Raw genomic sequence first — 19,361 nt, 5'->3', positions numbered from 1 at the left:
GGCGGCGCCCGCGTGATTGCACGCGGGCGCCGCTGTCACGTCACGACATGAACATCGCGCCGTCTGCATGTGTCGGCTAATGTGATGCCCGCAAATCGCACCACGAACACGCGCCCCCATCGAGCCATGAAACCGAGTCTGCCCATCGCCGTCGCCGCCATGCTGCTGGCAGGCACCACCGCCGCGTTCGCGGCCTGCGACGCGGCGCCCTCGCGCTGCGACGGCAACCCGCCCTTGCCCGCCGCCGTGCAGAAGCTGATTCCGGCCGGCTACACGGCGCTCGATCACCTGGCCGGCGCGCTGACCGATGCGGGGCGCAAGGATTATCTGGTGGTGGTGCATCGCGAGCCGGACACGCAGCAGCAGGCGTCGGTGCGGCCGCTGCTCGTGATCACGCAGAACGCCGACGGCACCTACACGCTGGCCGCGCGCAACGACAGCGTGGTCATGAAGGCGGACGACGGCGGCATGTCCGGCGATCCGTATCTCGATCTCGACACCAACGGCCTCGCGATCAAGAACCGCTATTTCTCGGTGCAGAACGGCGTGGCCGCCGGCCCGAACCACTGGAGCGACAACGTCACGTTCCATTACGATCCGGCGCGGCGCACGTGGCTGTTCCATCAGGAAATCGTTCACAACAGCGCGATGAACCCCGACCCCAGCCCGAATGCCGAAGCGCTGCTGCCGGACCAGGCCACCGTCACGCGCGCGGACCGCAACAAGCCGGTGTCGTTCGACGCCTGGCGGCCGAAGCACTGAATTCGCCACCCCGTAGCGTCAGCCATCCGAAATAATCGATTCGGCGATTCGAAAGCGAATTTCTCACAGTGCGGCACACGCGTTGCCGCACTGCAAAAAACCAATCAGGACTTCCACACAACGGCTATTGTTTGGTGATATAAATCGCTACGCAATTCCGATCCCAAGTGGCTGAATTGGTAAAAAATGAAAGATTCGAGAGACCTTCCCCTGCCCTCCCGCTGACTCCGTCTGCATCGCGGCACATCTGATTTCCCCCAGCTTCCCCTGACTCTTCGACGAGTACCGGTATGAGCGATCCTGTGTCCAAGCCGAGTTCGGCCGATTCAAGCAACGCGCCGATGGATCTGTCGGCCTATCTCAATCCCGCCAGCGATACGCCGGCCATGCCCGATCCGGCGGCCCCGCAGCCCGAGCCTTCGTTGCCCGCGCTGGTGCCGCCCGAGATGCTCGCGCCGATGGCGCCCGAGGCTCGGCTCGTCGATCTCGCCTCGCTGTCGCCCGAGCAGCAGGCGCTGGCCCGCGAACGCGCGAGCCAGATCCGCTTCGACGACACCACCTCCACGCTGCGCTTCGTCGATCAGGCCTTGCAGCCGCTCGCGACCTCGTCGCGTCGTTTGCTGTCCGAAACAACGGTCGGCGAGGCCGGCGAAATCGGCCGCATCGCGGCGGCCGTGATCGACGGCATCAAGATCCTGCGGATCGAGGAATTGCAGCAGGACGCGCACGACGCCGCGCCGAAGGCCACCGGCCTGTTGGCGCGCCTCGGGCGCATCGGCAAGGTGGCGCACGGCGCGGTGAAATCGTTCCAGGAAAACCGCAAGGCGTTCCTCGCGCTGATGGACGACGAGGTCGCGCGGGCGCGCCGCATCCAGGGCGACCTGATGGTCACGATCCAGCAGCTCGACCAGCAATCGCAAGCGGTACGTCACGGCGTGTCCGAACTGTCACTGTCGATCGCGGCCATGCAGATCGCGCTCGATCGCGGCGTGGACGAGGCCGAAGCCTTGCGCCAGGCCGCGCTGCGCACGCGCACCGCCGGCGACGCGGCCATCGCGATGGATTACCGCAACACGCTCGCGAACTTCCGAGGCCGCATCGCCGATCTGCGCGAGGCGATGATCTCGGCCGCCAGCCTGATCCCGCTGATCGCGTCGAACCGCAAGGCCGCCGAAACCCGCGCCAGCAAGCTCGGCACCGGCATCATGGTGACCATCCCGCGCCTGATGGCGGTGGCCGCGCAAGCCGTGGTGCAGGCGGACACGCGCCGCGCCGGCGAGGAAAGCGAGAAACTCGACGCCGCCGCGCGCCAGATCACCGCGCTGGCCGTGCAGGGCAGCCACGAAGCGGCGGTGGAAGCGGCGCGCAGCCTCGGCGGCGACCCGCGCAACATCGAGGCGCTGGCCGCCGCGGCCGCGCAGTCGGTCGAGACCATGAAGGAAGTGCTGGCGATCGAGCAGCAGGTGCAGGCGCAGGATCGCGAGCGCGAACAGAAGCTGATCGCGGTGCGCAACCAGCTCGTGGCCGGCATGAGCGGCGTGCAGGCCGACGCACTGGCCCGGCCGCTGGAGCGCTGAAATGAGCGATGCCGAACGCGTCATGAGCGCGGGCGACACCGCCCCGCTCGCCAACTTCGATCTGGATACCGCGTGGCTGCGTCATGCGCAGGCCGATCGCGCGAGCTTCTTCGAGCGCTTCGTCGCCATCGTCTCGCAGGCGCTGCCGCATCACGCGCAGGTGCATACGGTGCGGCGCGGCCTGCTGCGCAAGACCGAGCACGTGGTCGGCATCTCGATCACGTTCGATACCGAAACCTTCGTCATGCGAATGAACGACGGCCACCACCTGAGCACCGAGGTCGAGAAGAAGGTGCGCGGCGTGGTGCTGTCGACGCGCAGCCTCGCGCCCGGCGCATGGATGCAGGCCGTGATGGCGCAGGTGCACGCCAGCACCGATCACGCACGCACCATCTCCGAGCTGCTGGCCGGGCTCTGATTTCCAAGCCATTCTCACCACTTCGAGGAGCGCTCGATGGGTTGGTTGAAATCGCTGTTCGGCGGCGCGGGGCCGGCTACGGCCGGCACCGCCACACCGCCGACGTCATCCCGTGCGCCGCTGCCTCGCGCGTTGCCGGACGGCCCGTTCTTCGACGAGGACGAGGTGCCGTACCTGGTGCGCCAGCGGCTCGCCGATTCGAAGCGCGGCGCGCTGCCGTGGGTGTCCACGCTGACCGTCGCGGAACTGTCGCTGGCGCGCAGCCACGGGCTGCGGATGATCGCGCCGATCACGGCCACCTGCTGGATGCACTACGGCTATTCGTGGACGGAAGGGCACGCGCAGGGCTGGCACCGCGCGCTCGACCGCCTGCGCGCCGAAGCGGCCGCGCTCGGCGCGAACGCCGTGATCGACACGCGCATGGTCAGCCTCGATCTGGAAGCCGGCGACAGCATGGATTACTCGCTGATCGGCACCGCCGTGCGCATCGAGGGCATGCCGCCGAGCCGGCAACCGATCGTCTCGACGGTGCCCGCGCTCGAATTCATCCAGTTGCTCGAAGCCGGCATCGTGCCGGTGGGGATCGCCGTGGGCGCGCATTTCGCGTGGAGCACCACGCCGCTCGACGCGCAGCCCGGCGACACCTGGAGCGGCAACCGCCCGCTCAATAAAACGGCCCAGTTCTGGGAACGCCTGCGCCGCCGCGCGCACACCGACCTGCGGGTGGACGCGGGCCGCCAGGGCAACGGCGTGCTCGCGCCGCTGCACTTCGGCCAGTTGTTCTACGAAGCGGAAGAAGGCCTGGGCCGCCTGCTCGGCCGGCACATCGTGATCGGCACCGTGGTCGATTGCGACGACAGCACGCCGTTTCCGCATCCGGTCGAGTTCGTGCTCGACCTCAGCGAGCGGCCCGACAACCTGCGCAGCACCGGCCAGCATCACCGCGCCTACGACAACAGCCTCTGAATCCTTCCCAGCGAGAGACCGGAATGAGCGACACGACCACGCAGCAAGCCACCCCGCAGCTTCCCGCCACCGCGCGCGAGCGCCTGCAGGGGTTGCGCAGCAAGGCGCATCCCAGCGCCGTCTTCACGTCGGATTTGTCCGTCAACGAATTCCTGCTGGTGCGCAAGGCCGGCTTCGAGCCGATCGGCCTGTGCGTGGGCAGCAGCATTTATCACGTCGGCATCCAGTACGGCGCCTGGAATAAAAATCAGGAGCTCGAAGTGTTGTCGCAGGCGATGTACCACGCGCGCGAACTGGCCATGTCGCGCATGCGCGAGGAAGCGCGCGAGATGGGCGCGCACGGCATCGTGGGCGTGCGGCTCGAGATCAAGCACGTGGAGTGGGACGCAAACATCCTCGAATTCGTGGCGATCGGCACGGGCGTGGTGCATCACCACGAACGCGAGGGCTTCCGCGCGCACGACGGCGGGCCGTTCACGTCGGATCTGTCCGGTCAGGATTTCTACACGCTGCTCAACGCCGGCTACCGGCCGATCGAACTCGTGATGGGCAGTTGCGTGTATCACGTCGCGCATCGCGGCCTGCTCAAGGCCTGGGGGCAGGCCGGGCGCAACGTCGAGCTGGAGGAATTCACGCAGGCCATTTACAGCGCGCGCGAACTGGCGATCGAGCGCATGCAGGTGGAGGCGCAGACGGCCAAGGCCGAGGGCGTGATCGGCACCATGATCCACGAGAAATCGTATCGCTGGGAAAGCCACGTGATCGAGTTCTTCGCGATCGGCACGGCGGTCACGCCGCTCAATACCGAGATCGAGGCGAAGGACATTCCGGCGCCGACGTTCGTGCTGTCGGTCAACGACTGACACGGCACGCGCACACCGCGCACGCCGGTCGACCCGGCGCGCGCGGCCGGTGCTCACGACATGAACATGCCGCCGTCCACGTTGATGGTCTGCCCGGTGATGTAGCCGGCGTCCTCCGACGCCAGGAACGCCACCAGCCCGGCCACGTCGCTGCCCTTGCCGGCGCGCTTCATCGGGATGTTGTCCACCCACTCGGCCATCAGTTCGCCCGGCTTGTAGTCGCCGAGCAGCTTGCCCCAGGCTTCGTCGTTGTAGGCCCACATGTCGGTGGTGATGATGCCCGGGCAGAACGCGTTGACGGTGATGCCGGTGGGCGCCAGTTCCTTGGCGAGGCTTTGCGTGATGCCCAGTACCCCGAACTTGCTGGCCGCGTAGTGCGGCGTGTAGACGAAGCCCTGCCGCGCCTGCCCCGACGCGGTGTTGATCAGCCGGCCGCCCTTGCCCGCGCGCAGCATGCGCGTGGCCGCTTCCTGGCAGCACAGGAACACGCCCTTGGTGTTCACCGCCATCACCTTGTCCCACTCGGCTTCGGTCAGGTCGGGCAGCTTCGCGATGGTGATCACGCCGGCGTTCTGCACCGAGATATCCACCTCGCCGAGCCTGGCGGCCACCTCGTCGTACAGCGCGACCACGTCGGCCTTGCTGGTCACGTCCGCTTCCACGGCGATCGCGTCGCAGCCCATCTCGCGCAGCCGCGCGGCCGCGTCGTGCACGCTCTTCTCGTTGGCCGACACGCACACCTTCGCGCCTTCCTGCGCGAAACGCTCGGCAATGCCCAGGCCGATGCCGCGGCTGCCGCCCGTCACCACCGCCACCTTGTTCACGAACCGCTTTGCTTCATTCGCCACCTTGCGTTCTCCTGAATACGTCCAACCGGGATTGATTCGATGCCGCTTCAAAGCCATCGCGCCGACGCGTCAAACACGTCTCACAGACGCTCGATCCAGCGCAGCCACTGCGCATGGTTGCGCGCCGCCACCTCCACGCCCGCGCCCGGCTCGACGCGCCGTGCGATCACGCGCTGCGCGCGCCATGCTTCCAGCGAGCCGATCAGGCCGGCCTCCAGGGCCGCCAGCGCCGCCGCGCCCGAGGCGGAGATCTCGCTGAGCACCAGCGTGCTGACGGGCCGGTTCAGCGTGTCGGCGAGGGTCTGGAGCAGGAACGGCCGCTGCACCAGCCCGCCGTCGAGGTTCAACTCGCTCAGGGGTACGCCGGCCGCCTGCTCCATCACCGTGATGACGTCCTTGATCTGATAGATGATCGATTCGTAGGCCGCGCGCGCCACCTGCTGCCACGAGGTCGAGAAATTGAGGCCGACGATTTGCGCGCCGCCCGGGTATTTCCAGTGCGGGCAGCCGATGCCCGAGAACGCCGGGATCACGTACACGCCGCCGTTGTCGTGCTCGGTGAACGCGCGTTCGGCATCGGCGAAATCGTCGAACAGGTTCAGCTTTTCCTTGAGGAAGGCCGGCGTGGAGCCGGCGCTGATCACGATGCCTTCGAGCGCGTAATCCACCCGCTCGCCGGCCGCGAAGCACAGCGTGGACACCAGCCCGTGCGCGGGCGCCTGCGGCGCGGCACCGACGTTCATCAGGATCGACGAGCCGGTGCCCATCGTGGCCTTCGCCACGCCCGGCATCAGGCAGCCCTCGCCCACCGCCGCCGCGTGCGAATCGCCGATCATCGCGACGATCGGCACGGCCCGCGCCAGCAGGCCGTCAAAATCGGTCGCGCCGAACTGCGAGGCCGACGGGCGCGGCTCGGGCAGCTTCAGGCCGTTCAGCCCGAAGCGCTCCACCAGCTCGCGATCCCATTCGAGCGCGGCCAGATCGAACAGCAGCGTGCGCGACGCGTTGGTGTAATCGGTGCAATACGATGCGCCGCGCGTGAGGCGATACAGCAGCCAGCTATCGACGGTGCCGAAATACGCCTCGCCCCGCGCGATGCGCTCGCGCACGCGCGGCTCGTTCTCGTTGAGCCAGATGAGCTTGCTGCCCGAGAAATACGGGTCGATCAGCAAGCCGGTGCGCTCGAGGATCAACGGCTCCAGGCCGTCGCGCTTGAGCCGCTCGCAGATCGGCAGCGAGCGCTGGCATTGCCAGGACACGGCCGGCACCAGCGGCCGCCCGGCTTCGTCCCACAGCACCACGGTTTCGCGCTGGTTCGAGATGCCGATGCCGGCGATGCCGTTCACGTCGCCGCCCTGTTCACGGTAGGCTGCCAGGCACTGCGCCACCGCCGTCAGCACCGAGCCGTACAACGCTTCGGGGTCCTGCTCGACGAAGCCGGTGCGCGGATGCGTGCACGGCACGGCCGCGAAGCCGCGCGCATGCACCTGGCCGTGCGCGTCGAAGATCAGCGCCTTGGTGCCGCTGGTGCCCTGGTCGATCGCCAGTAGGGTTTGCATAAATGGTCCGCTCCGCGTGCGTGGTTCAGGCCGTCAGGGAAACCATGCGCGATTGCAGGCGCTGCTGGAGCTGGTCCACCACCACCGCGAAGATGATCACAAGGCCCTTGATCACCATCTGCCAGAAATCGCTGATGCCGCACATCACCATGCCGTCGCCGAGGATGCTGATCACGCACGCGCCCACCACCGAGCCGAACACGGTGCCGCGCCCGCCCATCAGCGCCGTGCCGCCGAGCACCACAGCCGCGATCGCGTTCAGTTCGTAGGTCTGGCCGGTCAGCGGGTGCGCCGTCTGCAACTGCGCCGTGATCACCAGGCCGACGATCGCCGCGCAGAAGCCCGAGAACATGTAGACGAACAGCTTGACGCGATGGGTGCGGATGCCCGAGAACTTCGCGGCCTGCTCGTTGCCGCCGATCGCGTAGATGCGCCGGCCGAGCGGCGTCTTGCGCGCGATGAAAATGGTCAGGACAGCCAACAGCACCATGATCCACACCGGCGTGGACAAGCCCATGATGGTGCCGTTGCCGATGAATTCGAAGCCGGTGTTGCCGAGCGCCGGGTTGCCTTCGAGGTCGGCGAACGTGCTGCCGTTGTTGACCAGCAGCGCCGCGCCGCGCACCACGTACAACATGCCGAGCGTGGCGATGAACGGCGCCACGTTCAGCGCGGTGATCAGGTAGCCGTTCACCGCGCCGATCAGCGCGCCGAGCACGCAGGCGATCACGGCCACCCCGAACGGCGTGAAGAACACCACGTGATGGCCCACGTGCACGCCTTCGAGCAGCAGATAGCCGGCCGCCATGCCGCTGATGCCGACGATCGAGCCGACCGACAGATCGATACCGCCCGTCAGGATCACCAGCGTCATGCCGATCGACAGGATCGCGACGATCGTGACGTGCTTGGCCATGATCAGCAGGTTGCTGGTGGACAGGAAATTGTCGGCCGTGAACGCGAACACGATGACGATCGCGAACAGCGCGATGAAGATGCGCAGCTTGAGCAGGCCCACCGCGATGCGCGCGGCCGTGTAGGCGCCCTGCCGGTTCGGCGTGGGGTGGACGGGGTGCAGCGGCGCGTTGCTGCTGTCGGAAGAATTCATGATGTCTGCCTCGTTGCCTCGTTGGCGTCAGATCACGGCGGTGACGGGCGTGGAAGCCCGCACGATGCGCTCGCTGTCGAATTGCGCGCGGTCCATCACGGCCGACAGCTTGCCGCTGGCCATCACGAACACGCGGTTGGAAACCGCCATCGCCTCGTCCAGTTCGGACGTGGCGTAGATGACGGCGATGCCGGCGCGGGCCAGCAGGCTGATGGTCTGATAGACGTCGGCCTTCGCGCCCACGTCGATGCCGCGCGTGGGCTCGTCCATCAGCAGCACCTTCGGCTCGGTCAGCAGCGCCTTGCCGATCACCACCTTCTGCATGTTGCCGCCCGACAGCGAGGTGATCGGCGCGTCGACCGACGCCGCCTTGATGGCGAGCCGCTTGACGATGTCGTTGGCGGCCGCCACCTGCCGCTCGCGGCGCAGCGCGCCGAACGACAGCAGGTTCGCGAACTTGCCGAGGCTCGACAGCGTCATGTTTTCGAGGATCGACATCAGTTGCACCATGCCCTGCTTCTGGCGATCCTCGGGCACCAGCGCGATGCCGGCCTCGATCCGCTTCGGGATCGGCAGGCGCTCGATCGCGCGCCCGGCCAGCTCGATCTCGCCCACCGCCAGCGGCTGCGCGCCGAGCAGCGATTCGAGCAGCTCGGTGCGGCCCGCGCCCATCAGCCCGTAGATGCCGATCACCTCGCCGGCACGCACCGAGAACGACACGTGATCGACCGCGTAGATGCCGTTCGGGCGCTTCAGCGACAGTTCATTGACCTTCAGCACCTCGTCGCCCAGCGCATGCTGCTCGAACGCGAAGCGTTTCTTGGCAGAACCAACCATCGCCTCGATGATCCACGGAATGTCGATGTTGGCGATCTCGTCCTGCGCCACCAGCCGGCCGTTGCGCAGCACGGTGATGCAGTCGCCGATCGCCATGATCTCTTCGAGGCGGTGCGAGATGTAGATCACCGTCACGCCTTCTTCCTTCAACTGCCGGATGATCTTGAACAGGATCTCGACCTCGGTGCGCGACAGCGCGGAAGTCGGCTCGTCCATGATCAGCACCTTGATGTGCTTGGACAGCGCCTTGGCGATCTCCACCAGTTGCTGCTGGCCGACGTACAGATCGCCGAGCCGCGTGCGCGGGTCGAGCGGGATCTGCAGCCGTTCGAGCAGCACGCGGGCCTGGTGGTTCTCGGCCTTCGCCCGAATCACGCCGCCGCTCGTCAGTTCGTTGCCGGCGAAGATGTTCTCGGCCACCGTCATGTCCGGGAACAGGTTCAGCTCCTGGAAGATGATGCCCACGCCGTGCGCCTCGGCGCTGCGCACGTCGCTGATCTGCGCGATGCGGCCGTCGATCAGGATCTCGCCCGAGGTGGCCGTCTCCGCGCCGGCCAGCAGCTTCATCAGCGTGGATTTTCCCGCGCCGTTCTCGCCGATCAGCACGTTGACCTTGCCGCGCCGCACCTGGTAATCGACCTCCACCAGCGCGGCGGTGCCGGGGTAGAGCTTCGAGAGCTTGCGCGTCTCGATCACGTTGGCGCCGTTGGCGAGCCGCGCGTCGTCGGCATTCACGGCCGGGGCATGAACGGGCGCGGTCATTTCCAGGCCACCGGAATCGCGCGGATCTCGCCGGCCGGCTCGCTCCAACTGCTGTACACGGCGGCCACGTCCACGCGCTCGCCCACCTTCAGCTTCGATTGCTCCGCACGCGCCACCACCAGCTTGTTGATCGCCTGACCGAACGCGGCGAAGCGGGTCTGGTCGTCGAAATCGCCGTATTTCACGCCGGGAAAACCGTCGCGCACGCCGGTGCCGATCAGCACCGGGCCAGTTTCGAGCGCCACCTGCACCGGCTCGCCGCCGCTGGCCGGCGCCACGTCCACTACCGCCTTGCCCACGCGCGAGGCGGTGTCGATGCGCGACACCGTGCCCTGCACGCGAATCCAGAAATTGCACGGGAACGCCGAGCTTTGCCGGAAGCCGTATTGCTTGCACGCATCGTCGAAATTCTGGTTCAGCGCGCCGATCACCTGCGCGGCCGGCTTCGCGTTCTTGTCGGCGTACGGGATCACCTGCTCGGTGAAGATCTTTTCGGGATCGGGGCCGTGATGCTGGCCTTGCGCGCGAATCGCCGCAAGCTCCTGATCGCTGACCACATGACAGCCCGCCAGCGACACGGCGCCGATCAGCAACAGCAGGCGCGTCATCGCGCGGGACGATGCGCCGCGCGCCGCGTGAATGGATGGAACCATGACATCCTCATCTGAATACGACTTCGGCGCAGGCCGCCGCGCACCGTGCGCGCCGCCTGCGCCATGCACCGGAACCGCTTACTTGGTGTAGTAGAAATCGTTCACTTTCGCGGCATTGGCCTTGGTGATCAGGATGCCGCGGAACAGTTGACGCTCCGGCTCGCCGGTCTTGCCCGTCTTCAGGTACTTGTCGAGCAGGTCCACGCCGTGGCCGGCGATCGCCTGCGCCTGCAGCATCACGCTGGCCTTGAGCTTGCCGGCGAGGATCGAATCGCGCTCGTCGTTGCTGCCGTCGATGCCCATCACGATCACGTCCTTGCGGTTCGCGGAATCGAGCGAGGCGATCGCGCCCAGCGCGACCGGGCCGTTGCCGCTGATCACGCCCTTGATCTGCGGGTGTTCCTGCAGGATCGAATCCATCGCCTGCTTGGCCGGCAGCAGCGCGCCCTTGGCATCCTGGCGCGCCACCATCTTCAGATCGGGGTACTGATCAAGCACCTGATGGAAGGCCTGCGAGCGCGTCACGCAGTTCTTGTCGGCGAGGTTGCAGGTCAGCTCCACGTATTCGCCCTTCTCGCCGATCGCCTCGACGAAGCGCTGCGCCACTTCCGAGCCGGCCTGCAGGTTGTTGTGACTGAGCTGTGCGATCGCAATGCCGTCCTTCGGAATCTCGCGATTGATCAGCACCACCGGCACCTTCTTCTCCTGCGCGGTGCGCACCGTGGCGACGCTGCTGTTCGAATCGGCGTTGTCGAGGATGATGCCCTTCACGCCCTTGCCGATCACCAGATTGACCAGTTCGTTCTGCTTGTTGACGTCCTCGCCGTGCGACAACACGATCGTGTCGTAGCCGAGCTTCTTCGCCTCCTTGTCCGCGCCCTTGGCTTCCGCCGCGTAGTACGGGTTGTCGAGCGCGTTCACCAGGATCGCGATGGTGCCCTTGCCGGCCGCGTACGCGCTGACCGGCTGCACCGCCGCCACCATCGAGGCGGCTGCCGCCGCCGTGACTGCAAGCTTCTTCCACATGTCTGTCGTCTCCGAATCGATTTTCTGTTTTTCAGGGAAGCGGCCGTGATTCGAGCGGGGCCGCGCCGCTACCGCCACTTCAGCAAATCGTGTAGCCGCCGTCGATCATGATGTCCGCGCCGGTGATCATGTCCGCGCCGTTCGACAGCAGGAACAGGATCGCGGCGGCGATCTCGTCGGTGTAGGCGAAGCGGCCGACCGGAATCAGCTGCTTCATCTTCTCGCCCTTCTCGCCTTCCCACGCCGCCGCGCCCATCGGCGTCAGCACCACCGTGGGCGACACCGTGTTGACGGTGATGCCGCGCCCCGCCCATTCCTTGGCGAGCACCTTGGTCATGCCGATCAGCCCTGCCTTGGCCGAGGTGTAGGCGCAATGCCTGTCGATCGCGACGGTGGCCGCCTGCGAGGCGATGTTGACGATCTTGCCGCCGTGCCCGCTCGACAATACATGGCGCGCGAAGTGCTTGGCGCAGAGGAATGGGCCGGTCAGGTTCACGCCGATCTGCTGCTGCCATTCGTCGATGCCGATCTCCTCGGCCGGCGTCAGCGTGATGCAACCGGCGGCGTTGACCAGCAGATGCAGATCGCCGAAGTGCGCCAGCGCGGCGGCCATCGCGCGCGCCACGTCGGCTTCGTCGGCCACGTCGCAGGCGAACGCGGCCGCGTTGGCGTGGCCGAGCGTGTCGAGCGCGGCCGGCACGCGCGCGGCCTCGAAGGCCGGGTGCAGGATCGCGACGCGCGCGCCCTTGGCGATCAGCGCGGCGTTGGTCGCCATCGCGATGCCGCCGAGGCCGCCCGTCACCACCGCCACCTTGCCGTCCAGGCGGAATTCGAAATCGACGCCGTGGCGCAGCGACATGTCGTATTGGATGCTCACTCGCTTGTCTCCTGTTGTCCTGAATATCGGGCTGTCGGGTGGCGTGGGCTCAGTCGGCCGACAGCGCCAGCACCGCCTGCGCGATGCCTTCGGCGTCGATGCCGTAATGGCGGCGGATGCCCTGGCGCGTGCCGTAATGCGCGAATTCGCCCTCGGTCACGCCGAGCGTGGTCAGGCGGCGATGCAACTGGCGGCGCGCCATCAGCAGCGCCACGGTGGCGCCGATGCCGCCGTGCAGCGAATGCTCCTCGACCGTCACGACGGCCGCATGACGCCCGACGATCGCGGCCAGCGCGTCCTGGTCGAGCGGGCGCAGCGACGACAGATTCACCAGCGTCGGCCGCAGGCCGTCGCGTTGCAGCCGCTCGCAGGCGTCCAGCGCCTCGCCCACCACCGAGCCGAGCGCGATCACGGCCACGCCCGAGCCCTGGATCAGCACGTCGGGGCGGCCCGGCGCGAAGCGGTAGCCGTCGTCGTGCACCACCGGGAACTTGGCGTTGTCGAGGCGGATATACACGGGGCCGTCGACCGACGCCGCGTAATCCACCACCTGCCCGACTTCCACGTCGTCGCACGGCGCGAAGATCTGCACGTTGCCGAAGCCGCTCATGATCGAGATGTCGTCGATCGCGTGATGGGTGGAGGCGAGCGGGCCGTAGGCGACGCCCGCGTTCAGGCCCAGCATCTTGACGTTGGTGGCGCTGTAGCAGATGTCGTTCTTGACCTGCTCGTTGGCGCGGCCCACCAGGAACGGCGCGGCGTTGGCCGTGAACACGATGTGGCCGCCGAGCGCCAGGCCGGCCGCCATGCCCACCATGTTCTGCTCGGCGATGCCCACGTTGATCACGCGCTCCGGGTAGCTTTCCTGGAACGGGCCGATCTTGGAGGTGGAGGTGGAATCGGCCACCATCACCACGATGTCGCGGCCCGCCGCCGTCAGCCGGCTCAGTGCGCTCACCGCGCCGTCGCGCAAATCCGCCTGCTTACGCATGATCGAGTTCCTTCAGTGCCTGTTCGAGTTGCTGCTCGTCGGGGAATTTGTGATGCCAGGCCGGCACGTTCTCCATGAACGACACGCCGCGCCCCTTGATGGTGTGCGCGATCACGACCTTCGGCTTTCCATTTTCCACGTCGAGACTTTCGATTAGTTTCCAAATGGCATCGACATCGTTTCCGTTGACGTCGTGCACTTCGAAGCCGAACGCCCGGAATTTCTCGTCGAGCGGGTCGAGATCCATGATCTTGTGGGTGAAGTCGGCCAACTGAAGGCGGTTGCGGTCGACGATCACGACCAGGTTGTCGAGGCTGAAGTGGGCCGCCGCCATCGCCGCTTCCCAGTTCGAGCCTTCTTCCAGCTCGCCGTCGCCGGTCAGCACGAACACGCGGCCGGGCGCCTGGCCGTCGCGCGCCGCGTGGCGCTGCTTGGCCATCGCCAGGCCGGCCGCGATCGGCATGCCGTGGCCGAGGCCGCCGGTGTTGACGGTCACCCAGCTCGGCAGCTTCTGCCTGACCGGATGGCCCGGCAGGCGGGAATCGTCGCGCAGGTAGGTTTTCAGTTCCGGCTCGTCGAGCCAGCCGAGTTCGGCGAAGCAGGCGTACAGGCCGCCCACGCCGTGGCCCTTGCTGAGAATGAATTCGTCGCGCCAGTTCACGCTCGCATCGTCGTTCACGCGGTAGCGCAGCACATGGAAATACAGCGCGGCGAGGATGTCCGCCTCCGACATGTCGCCGCCCGTGTGCCCGCTTTTCGCGGCGGCGTTCATCACGCAGATCTTCTTGCGGATTTCCTGGGCGCGCCGGTGCAAGCTCTCGCCGGACTGCTTGTAAGGGTTTTCCATTCCTGCTCCCGCACTTCCTGTTTGCGTGAATCGAAGTTTCTGTTTCTTTCTTTAGAAAGTCAAAAGGAAAACGAACGAAACAGGGAAAACACCGAGCCACGCCCTGAGGGTCAGGCAAATCGGGCACAATACAGCCCGTAATGTCGATGCCCGCGCGCCGCGGCGCTTTGCGGGGAAAGCCAAATGGATCAACGGACCAGAACAGAAAAAATCTTCGAAAGGGTGCAGGCGGCCAAGCTGGTCAAGCTCTCGGAGCTATCCAGCGAGTTCGGCGTGTCGATGCCAACCATTCGAAAGGACATCGACGAGCTGCAGCGCCTGGGGCGCGTCGAGCGCGTGCACGGCAACGTGCGCCTGAAGCCCGCGCAGCCGGCCGACGCCCCGCGCGCGGCCGTGCTGGCCACCAGCGAGGAAAAGGCGCAGATCGGCCGCAAGGCGGCCAGCCTGATCGCCAACGGCGACGCCGTGATCCTCGATTGCGGAGCCACCACCACCGAGCTTGCCAGGAACCTCGTCGAGCGCCAGAACCTGCGCATCGTCACCAATGCGCTGAACATCGCGATCCTGCTCGGCGCGGAGCCGACCAACCGGCTGATGCTGACGGGCGGCGTGTTCAAGGCCGAGACGATCGCCGTGTCGGGCGAGAAGGCCTCGCAGTTCTTCGAGGGGATGTTCGTCGACAAGCTGTTCCTGGCGGCGGGCGGCGTGTCGATCGAGGCCGGCATTTCGTACCCGGACTTCATCGATCTGCACGTCAAGCACGCGATGATCGGCGCGGCGAAAACCGTCTATCTGCTGGCCGATTCGAAGAAGTTCGGCAAGCGCGAGTTCGCCACGTTCGGCGCGATGGACCGGGTGGATTTCCTGATCACCGATGCGGGCTTGGCGCAGGAGTATGTGGACTGGGTGACGGGGTTGGGGATCGGGATTATTTATGCGTGAGGGGCAATGCGCGCGCAACGGCGCGGGTTGCGATGGGTTTTATCTGATATTCGGATAAAACGGAAATAGCTGATATACAGATATCTTGTAAATATCGGAATATCGGATAAAATCCGAATATCTGAAATTCGGATATCTCGAATGGCCCTCATCCTGTCGCCCCAAAAGCTGATGTCCGATCTGCAGCTCGGTCAATTGCTGAAGACGGCCCGCAAGCGGCGCAAGCTCACGCAGGCGCAGGTCGGGACGCGGCTGGGCCTGAGCCAGAACCGCATCTCCCATCTCGAACAGCACCCTGACGAGCTGAGTTTCCGGCAGTTGTTGGGGTGGTGCGCCATCGTCGGCCTCGAATTACGGCTGGGCGAGCGCGACCCCGCGCCGCCGACCGACGAGCTGGAGTGGTAAGCGATGGGACGCCGCTCGCACAGCCAAACGCTCGCGCTCTGGGCCAACGGCGAGCCAGTCGGCCGCTGGACCCTCACCACGCGCGGCGAGATGGAATTGCGCTACGACGATGCGTGGTTCAGTTCCCCGAGAGGACGGCCGCTCTCGCTGTCGCTGCCCTTCAGCGCCGGCAACAGCCCGCTGCGCGGTGATGCGGTCGCGCATTATTTCGAAGGATTGCTGCCCGACAGCGACACCATCCGCAAACGCGTTGCGACCCGCTTCCGGACGGGCTCCACCGATGCCTTCGACTTGCTGGGCGCGATTGGCCGCGATTGCGTGGGCGCGCTGCAACTGCTGCCCGAAAACGAAGTGCCTCACGGCGTCGATCGCATCGATGGCATTGCATTGAATGACGACGACATCGAGCGCCATCTGCTGGAAGTCGTGGCGCCCGACCGCTTCGCCAGCACACGCGATCCCGACGACGATTTCCGGATTTCGCTGGCCGGTGCGCAGGAGAAGGACGCGTTCCTCTGGTGGGACGGAAAGTGGATGAAACCGCGTGGGGCCACGCCCACCACGCACATCTTCAAGCTGCCGCTCGGCCTGATCGGCGGCCGGCGCGCCGACTTCACGACGTCGGTGGACAACGAATGGCTGTGCCTGCGGCTGTTCAAGGCCTATGGCCTGCCGACCGCCAACGCACGCATTGCCACGTTCGGCACGCAGCGCGTGCTCGTCGTCGAGCGCTTCGATCGGATCGTCTCATCGGACGGCACGCGCCTGCTTCGTCTCGTTCAGGAGGATTTCTGCCAGGCTACCGGCACCTCGCCGCTGATCAAGTACGAGAACGAAGGCGGCCCGGGTCTGACGCAGTTGTTCGCACTGGCGCATCAGTCCCTCGATGCCGAGCGCGATCTTCGCACCCTGATGGCGACGCAAATCCTGTTCTGGCTCCTGCAAGCGCCGGACGGTCATGCGAAGAACTTCAGCATCCAGTTGCAGGGCTCCGCCGCCTCCGGTTTTCGCCTGACGCCGATCTACGACGTGATGTCCGCCTACCCGGTGCTCGGCAATGGCGCGAACCAGTGGGCCGCACGGGACATCAAACTGGCGATGGCGTTGCTGGGCAAGCGCCGCCACTACCACGTGCATACGATTCAGCGCCGGCACTTCAACAGCACGGCCCGGAAACTCCGCTACGGCGGCGACGCCGAGCCGCTCATTCAAGAGCTGATCGCGCGCACGCCCGCAGTGATCGAGCAAGTGCAGGCCGACCTGCCGCCGGGCTTTTCACAGCGCGTCGCAGACAAGGTATTGGGTGGGCTGCGGAGTGCGGTCCAGGCACTTGAACGGATGCCGCCCGATTGAGGCTCGCTGCGAGGCGGGCACGAGCGTCATGAGATGCCGCCCGCCCCGACGGGAATCCCGGCTCCCCCGCCCCCCTGCTCCGCCATCCCCGTCACCCATCGCTCGAACGCCGCCACCGCCTCGTCCCCGGCCCGTTCGGCGTTCACCATCAGCGTGAAATCCGGCGCGAGCCACACCGGCCCCGCGATCGGGCACACCAGCCGGCCGGCCGCGAGGTCGCGCTCGATCAGCGGCAGCGACGCCAGCGCCACACCCAGCCCTTCCTGCGCGGCGGCCAGTTGCAGATAGACGTGATCGAATTCCACCTGCCGCGCCGGTTGCAGCCCGGCCGCGCCCGCCTCCTTGAGCCAGCGCGACCACGCCGTGCGCGTGCTCGACGAATGCAGCAGCGTGTGATGACGGAGATCGGCGACGCTCTGGATCGGCTTGTTGCGCAACAGCGCCGGGCTGCAGGCCGGAATGCGCGCATCGGCCATCAGCACGCGCGAGCTCACGCCCGCGCCGGGCTCCGGCCCGGAGCGCACGCCGATGTCGAACGCGTCGCCGATATAGCGCAGCTTGCGCGAGGTGGTGGTCACGCGCACGTCGATCTCGGGGTAGCGCGTGTGGAAATCGGCGAGACGCGGCAGCAGCCAGCACAGCGCGAAGCTGGCCAGCACGTTGACGCGCACCACGCCGGACACGCGCCTCGGCACCTGATCGTGGCGCAGCCGCGCCGCGCCGAACGCGAGCCGCTCGAACGCGCCGCTGACGTCGCCGAGCAGGGCGGCGCCGTCGTCGGTCAGCACCACGCCGCGCGCGCGGCGCTCGAACAACGGCACGCCGAACCAGTCCTCCAGCAGGCGAATCTGCTTGCCGACCGCCCAGTGCGTGACATGCAGCGCGTCGGCCGCGGCGGCGAAGCTGCCGAGCCGCGCCACCGCCTCGAAATGGCGCAGCGCGTTGAGTGGCGGCAGCGCATCGCGCTCCGCGCCGGGTCCAGGGCCGATCGGTGCATTCGTGCTCATGACGTGACTTTTATTCCCGTGAAGCCCGATATTACGTCAATTGAGCGGCGCGCCGCCGCGCCCTAGAATTTCCCTCGGATCGCCGTATTCCACGGCTGACACCGGGCTTCGATCCAGCCCCTCGACTGCCTCAGGTCCCCCAACCCAACCGCCCTTCACCCGCGAAACCGCTCATGCGCTCCAGACTGTCCGCCGTGCTGTCGTCGTTTTCCCCGGCCCGCTCGCCCGCGCCGCCGTCATCGTCGACGTCGCGCCGCCGCGTGCTGTGGCTGTCCTGCGTGGCGCACGCGCTGCACGACGGCTACACGGACATGATCTACGTGCTGCTGCCCGTCTGGCAGGCCGATTTCGGCCTCGGCTACGGCGCGCTGGCGATGCTGCGCGGCATCTACGCCGGCACCATGGCGAGCCTGCAACTGCCGGCCGGGCGCGTCGCGCAACGCTTCGGCGCGCGCGCCACGCTGGTGGGCGGCACGCTGCTGGCCTCGCTCGGCTACGCATGCGCCGGCCTGTCGGGCAGCCTGCTCGGCCTGTGCGTGGCGCTGGCGATCTCGGGCAGCGGCTCCAGCACCCAGCATCCGCTCGCCTCGGGCGCGGTGTCGCGCGCCTACGGCCGCGACGCGCGCGGCCCGCTCAGCGTCTACAACTTCGCCGGCGACCTCGGCAAATCGGCGCTGCCGGCAGCCATCGCGCTGCTGATCACGCTGATGCCGTGGCGGCATGCGCTGTGGCTGATGTCGGTGCTCGGCGTGGCGGTGGCGCTCGGCCTCGCGATCTGGCTGCCGAACCTCGCGCGCACGGTGGTGGCGGCCGATGCCAAGGCATCCGAAACATCCGACTCGCCGGCCCAGGCGGCGCACGGCAAGCGCGCGTTGCGCTACGGCTTCTGGCTGCTGTTCTCGATCGGCGTGTTCGACACCGCCGTGCGGATGGGCGTGCTGACCTTCCTGCCGTTCCTGATGAAGGCCAAGGGCGCGTCGGGGCCGCAGGTCGGCACGGCGCTGGCGCTGGTATTCATCGGCGGCGCGGCCGGCAAGTTCGCGTGCGGCTGGATCGGCGAGCGGATGGGCGTGTGCGGCACGGTGCTGGCCACCGAAAGCGCAACGGCCGCCTGCATCGTCGCGGTGCTGTTCGCGCCGCTCGGCCCCACCTGGGTGCTGCTGCCGCTGCTCGGCACGATGCTGAACGGCACCTCGTCGGTGCTGTACGGCACGGTGCCGGAGCTGTCTCCGGCCGATGGCACCGAGCGCGCGTTCGCGCTGTTCTATACGGGCGCGATCGCGGCCGGGGCGATCGCGCCGGTGCTGTACGGCGTGCTGGGCGACCGGATCGGCGTGACGGGCGCGACTGTCGCCACGGCGCTGACGGCCGTGGCGATCGTGCCGATGGCGTTGTTCCTGCGTGGCTATCTAGCGCCGGACAAAACGTCGCAGGCCTGAGCGCGCGGCGCGTCTCCATTGCCTGCGCCGCATGCGGCGCTTTCCCTCCCGCCCCTCTCCCGACACCACGGTGCGCTCTCCGGCGACATGAAGATCTACAGCCAGGACGGCAAGATCGCCA

At 67.1% G+C, this 19,361-nt stretch carries 19 protein-coding genes; 9 read left to right on the top strand and 10 right to left on the bottom strand.

Annotated elements, in window-relative coordinates; all coding sequences use genetic code 11:
• Nucleotides 1–126: 126 nt before the first annotated feature.
• From ACYP33_RS19755 to ACYP33_RS19735, 5 genes are all read left to right on the top strand, one after another.
• On the top strand, nucleotides 127–762 hold the full coding sequence (locus ACYP33_RS19755) for a hypothetical protein (protein WP_459623485.1): 636 nt from the start codon (nucleotides 127–129) through the stop codon (nucleotides 760–762).
• A gap of 290 nt (nucleotides 763–1,052) precedes the next feature.
• Nucleotides 1,053–2,339 (top strand): toxic anion resistance protein, encoded by a 1,287-nt coding sequence (locus ACYP33_RS19750; RefSeq protein ID WP_414448977.1) that lies wholly within the window; start codon nucleotides 1,053–1,055, stop codon nucleotides 2,337–2,339.
• A gap of 1 nt (nucleotide 2,340) precedes the next feature.
• On the top strand, nucleotides 2,341–2,757 hold the full coding sequence (locus tag ACYP33_RS19745) for a hypothetical protein (protein WP_459623483.1): 417 nt from the start codon (nucleotides 2,341–2,343) through the stop codon (nucleotides 2,755–2,757).
• A 36-nt stretch (nucleotides 2,758–2,793) separates the two neighbouring features.
• Nucleotides 2,794–3,723 carry a heavy metal-binding domain-containing protein gene (locus tag ACYP33_RS19740; protein WP_459623481.1) on the top strand — a complete coding sequence of 310 codons (930 nt, stop codon included), beginning with the start codon at nucleotides 2,794–2,796 and terminating at the stop codon, nucleotides 3,721–3,723.
• Nucleotides 3,724–3,746: 23 nt separating this feature from the next.
• Complete coding sequence (locus tag ACYP33_RS19735) at nucleotides 3,747–4,586, top strand: heavy metal-binding domain-containing protein (protein ID WP_414440292.1); 840 nt, start codon at nucleotides 3,747–3,749, stop codon at nucleotides 4,584–4,586.
• 53 nt (nucleotides 4,587–4,639) lie between these two features.
• On the opposite strand, the gene ACYP33_RS19730 is transcribed toward ACYP33_RS19735, so the two are convergent.
• The 9 genes from ACYP33_RS19730 to ACYP33_RS19690 form a co-directional block, all read right to left on the bottom strand.
• On the bottom strand, nucleotides 4,640–5,434 hold the full coding sequence (locus tag ACYP33_RS19730; RefSeq protein ID WP_459623479.1) for a glucose 1-dehydrogenase: 795 nt from the start codon (nucleotides 5,432–5,434) through the stop codon (nucleotides 4,640–4,642).
• An 80-nt stretch (nucleotides 5,435–5,514) separates the two neighbouring features.
• Nucleotides 5,515–6,993 carry an FGGY family carbohydrate kinase gene (locus ACYP33_RS19725; protein ID WP_459623477.1) on the bottom strand — a complete coding sequence of 493 codons (1,479 nt, stop codon included), beginning with the start codon at nucleotides 6,991–6,993 and terminating at the stop codon, nucleotides 5,515–5,517.
• 25 nt (nucleotides 6,994–7,018) lie between these two features.
• Nucleotides 7,019–8,101, bottom strand: coding sequence for an ABC transporter permease (locus ACYP33_RS19720; protein ID WP_414440295.1), 1,083 nt, complete (start codon nucleotides 8,099–8,101; stop codon nucleotides 7,019–7,021).
• A gap of 27 nt (nucleotides 8,102–8,128) precedes the next feature.
• Nucleotides 8,129–9,700, bottom strand: coding sequence for a sugar ABC transporter ATP-binding protein (locus tag ACYP33_RS19715; protein ID WP_459623475.1), 1,572 nt, complete (start codon nucleotides 9,698–9,700; stop codon nucleotides 8,129–8,131).
• Nucleotides 9,697–10,353: a DUF2291 family protein gene (locus ACYP33_RS19710; RefSeq protein ID WP_414440297.1), complete on the bottom strand. Its 657-nt coding sequence runs from the start codon at nucleotides 10,351–10,353 to the stop codon at nucleotides 9,697–9,699. Before ACYP33_RS19710 ends, ACYP33_RS19715 begins: the two co-directional genes overlap by 4 nt.
• Nucleotides 10,354–10,431: 78 nt before the next feature.
• Nucleotides 10,432–11,379: a D-ribose ABC transporter substrate-binding protein gene (locus ACYP33_RS19705; RefSeq protein WP_414448969.1), complete on the bottom strand. Its 948-nt coding sequence runs from the start codon at nucleotides 11,377–11,379 to the stop codon at nucleotides 10,432–10,434.
• A gap of 79 nt (nucleotides 11,380–11,458) precedes the next feature.
• A complete protein-coding gene (locus ACYP33_RS19700) occupies nucleotides 11,459–12,256 on the bottom strand; it encodes a GolD/DthD family dehydrogenase (protein ID WP_414448968.1) in 798 nt (265 codons plus the stop codon).
• A gap of 49 nt (nucleotides 12,257–12,305) precedes the next feature.
• Nucleotides 12,306–13,247: a transketolase family protein gene (locus ACYP33_RS19695; RefSeq protein WP_414440300.1), complete on the bottom strand. Its 942-nt coding sequence runs from the start codon at nucleotides 13,245–13,247 to the stop codon at nucleotides 12,306–12,308.
• Nucleotides 13,240–14,094, bottom strand: coding sequence for a transketolase (locus ACYP33_RS19690; RefSeq protein WP_459623472.1), 855 nt, complete (start codon nucleotides 14,092–14,094; stop codon nucleotides 13,240–13,242). Before ACYP33_RS19690 ends, ACYP33_RS19695 begins: the two co-directional genes overlap by 8 nt.
• Before the next feature lie 183 nt (nucleotides 14,095–14,277).
• Between ACYP33_RS19690 and ACYP33_RS19685 the strand changes: the two genes are divergently transcribed.
• The 3 genes from ACYP33_RS19685 to ACYP33_RS19675 all read left to right on the top strand — a co-directional run bounded on the left by ACYP33_RS19685 (nucleotide 14,278) and on the right by ACYP33_RS19675 (nucleotide 16,794).
• Nucleotides 14,278–15,036: a DeoR/GlpR family DNA-binding transcription regulator gene (locus ACYP33_RS19685; RefSeq protein ID WP_414448967.1), complete on the top strand. Its 759-nt coding sequence runs from the start codon at nucleotides 14,278–14,280 to the stop codon at nucleotides 15,034–15,036.
• A 141-nt stretch (nucleotides 15,037–15,177) separates the two neighbouring features.
• Nucleotides 15,178–15,441, top strand: coding sequence for a helix-turn-helix domain-containing protein (locus ACYP33_RS19680; RefSeq protein WP_414440303.1), 264 nt, complete (start codon nucleotides 15,178–15,180; stop codon nucleotides 15,439–15,441).
• A 3-nt stretch (nucleotides 15,442–15,444) separates the two neighbouring features.
• A complete protein-coding gene (locus ACYP33_RS19675) occupies nucleotides 15,445–16,794 on the top strand; it encodes a type II toxin-antitoxin system HipA family toxin (RefSeq protein WP_459623470.1) in 1,350 nt (449 codons plus the stop codon).
• A gap of 26 nt (nucleotides 16,795–16,820) precedes the next feature.
• Here ACYP33_RS19675 and ACYP33_RS19670 read toward each other — a convergent pair whose 3' ends face one another.
• The gene (locus tag ACYP33_RS19670) at nucleotides 16,821–17,801 is read right to left on the bottom strand and encodes a LysR substrate-binding domain-containing protein (RefSeq protein ID WP_459623469.1); all 981 of its coding nucleotides are present in this window, start codon (nucleotides 17,799–17,801) and stop codon (nucleotides 16,821–16,823) included.
• Nucleotides 17,802–17,974: 173 nt separating this feature from the next.
• Here ACYP33_RS19670 and ACYP33_RS19665 point away from each other — a divergent pair, with 173 nt between their 5' ends.
• Nucleotides 17,975–19,240, top strand: a complete 1,266-nt coding sequence (locus ACYP33_RS19665; RefSeq protein WP_459623468.1) for an MFS transporter — start codon at nucleotides 17,975–17,977, stop codon at nucleotides 19,238–19,240.
• Nucleotides 19,241–19,361: the final 121 nt, after the last annotated feature.

This window comes from Burkholderia sp. 3C (assembly GCF_054589155.1).
The sequence above is the reverse complement of the archived record's forward strand: the minus strand, read 5'-3'. Positions and strand labels throughout refer to the sequence as shown.